The sequence below is a fragment of the Thermopolyspora sp. NPDC052614 genome (assembly GCF_040678635.1).
Lineage (GTDB): Bacteria > Actinomycetota > Actinomycetes > Streptosporangiales > Streptosporangiaceae > Thermopolyspora.
The window spans coordinates 1-2354 of sequence record NZ_JBFATZ010000047.1 but is presented as its reverse complement, the minus strand read 5'-3'; the positions used below and the strand labels follow the sequence as shown (position 1 = coordinate 2354).

Sequence of the window (2354 nt, the reverse complement as noted above, 5' to 3'; positions counted from 1 at the left end):
ACCTCCGGCCAGGACGACGCGCTGCTGGACATCTACCGCAAGCTGCGCCCGGGCGAGCCGCCGACCAAGGAGTCGGCGCAGACGCTGCTGGAGAATTTGTATTTCAACCCCAAGCGGTATGACCTGGCCAAGGTCGGCCGGTACAAGGCCAACAAGAAGCTCGGGGTGGACATCGACATCAACCAGGGCACGCTGACCGAAGAGGACATCGTCGCCACGATCGAGTATCTGGTGCGGCTGCACGCGGGTGAGGACTCGATGCCGGGGGTCAACGGCGATGTGGTGGTCGAGGTGGACGATATCGACCACTTCGGCAACCGGCGGCTGCGTACCGTGGGTGAGCTGATTCAGAACCAGGTGCGGCTGGGTCTGGCCCGGATGGAGCGGGTCGTGCGCGAGCGCATGACCACGCAGGACGTCGAGGCCATCACCCCGCAGACCCTGATCAACATCCGGCCGGTCGTGGCCTCGATCAAGGAGTTCTTCGGCACCTCCCAGCTGTCGCAGTTCATGGACCAGACGAACCCGCTGGCCGGTCTGACCCACAAGCGGCGGTTGTCGGCGCTGGGGCCGGGTGGTCTGTCGCGGGAGCGGGCCGGCATGGAGGTCCGCGACGTGCACCCGTCGCACTACGGCCGGATGTGCCCGATCGAGACCCCCGAGGGCCCGAACATCGGTCTCATCGGCTCGCTGTCGTCCTACGGCCGGGTCAACTCCTTCGGCTTCGTCGAGACGCCCTACCGCAAGGTCGTCGACGGCAAGGTCACCGACCAGATCGACTACCTCACCGCCGACGAGGAGGACCGGCACGTCATCGCGCAGGCCAATACCCCGCTGACCGCGGACGGCTCGTTCGCCGAGGCCCGGGTGCTGGTACGGCGCAAGGGCGGCGAGTTCGAGTACATCCGCTCGAACGAGGTCGACTACATGGACGTGTCGGCCCGCCAGATGGTGTCGGTCGCGACCGCGATGATCCCGTTCCTGGAGCACGACGACGCCAACCGCGCGCTGATGGGCTCCAACATGCAGCGGCAGTCGGTGCCGCTGCTGCGGAGCGAGGCGCCGCTGGTCGGCACCGGCATGGAGTACCGCGCCGCCACCGACGCCGGCGACGTCATCACGGCCGAGAAGGCCGGGGTGGTGGAGGAGGTCTCGGCCGACTACATCACCGTGCTCAACGACGACGGCACCCGCATCACCTACCGGGTGGCCAAGTTCAAGCGCTCCAACCAGGGCACCTGCTTCAACCAGAAGCCGATCGTGGACGAGGGCGACCGCGTCGAGGCCGGCCAGGTCCTCGCCGACGGCCCGTGCACCGACAACGGCGAGATGGCGCTGGGCAAGAACCTGCTGGTGGCGTTCATGCCGTGGGAGGGCCACAACTACGAGGACGCCATCATCCTGTCCCAACGGCTGGTGCAGGACGACGTCCTGTCCTCCATCCACATCGAAGAGCACGAGGTCGACGCCCGCGACACCAAGCTCGGCCCCGAGGAGATCACCCGGGACATCCCCAACGTCTCCGAGGAGGTCCTGGCCGACCTGGACGAGCGCGGCATCATCCGCATCGGCGCCGAGGTCGTCCCCGGCGACATTCTGGTGGGGAAGGTGACGCCGAAGGGCGAGACCGAGCTGACGCCGGAGGAGCGGCTGCTGCGGGCGATCTTCGGTGAGAAGGCGCGCGAGGTGCGCGACACCTCGCTGAAGGTGCCGCACGGCGAGTCCGGCAAGGTCATCGGGGTGCGGGTGTTCTCCCGCGACGAGGGCGACGAGCTGCCCCCGGGCGTGAACGAGCTGGTCCGGGTGTACGTGGCGCAGAAGCGGAAGATCACCGACGGGGACAAGCTGGCCGGGCGGCACGGCAACAAGGGCGTCATCTCCAAGATCCTGCCGGTGGAGGACATGCCGTTCCTGGAGGACGGCACGCCGGTCGACATCATCCTCAACCCGCTGGGCGTGCCCGGCCGGATGAACGTCGGGCAGGTGCTGGAGACCCATCTGGGCTGGATCGCGGCCCAGGGCTGGGACATCGGCGGCGTCGAGGAGGCCTGGGCCGAGCGGCTGCGGGACAAGGGCTTCGAGCGTGTGGAGCCCCGGACCAAGGTGGCCACGCCGGTCTTCGACGGCGCTCACGAGGAGGAGATCACCGGCCTGCTGCAGAACACCCTGGTCAACCGGGACGGGCAGCGCATGGTCGGCGTCAACGGCAAGGCGCGCATGTTCGACGGCCGCTCCGGCGAGCCGTTCAAGGATCCGATTTCGGTCGGCTACATCTACATCCTGAAGTTGCTGCACCTGGTGGATGACAAGATCCACGCGCGGTCGACGGGTCCGTACTCGATGATCACGCAGCA

Annotated in this window: 1 protein-coding gene; it reads left to right on the top strand. The window is 67.7% G+C overall.

Annotated features, from left to right (window positions below):
• Positions 1-2354, top strand: a 2354-nt coding sequence (gene rpoB / locus AB0K60_RS37605) for a DNA-directed RNA polymerase subunit beta (protein ID WP_364066599.1), incomplete at both ends; no start/stop codon positions are given.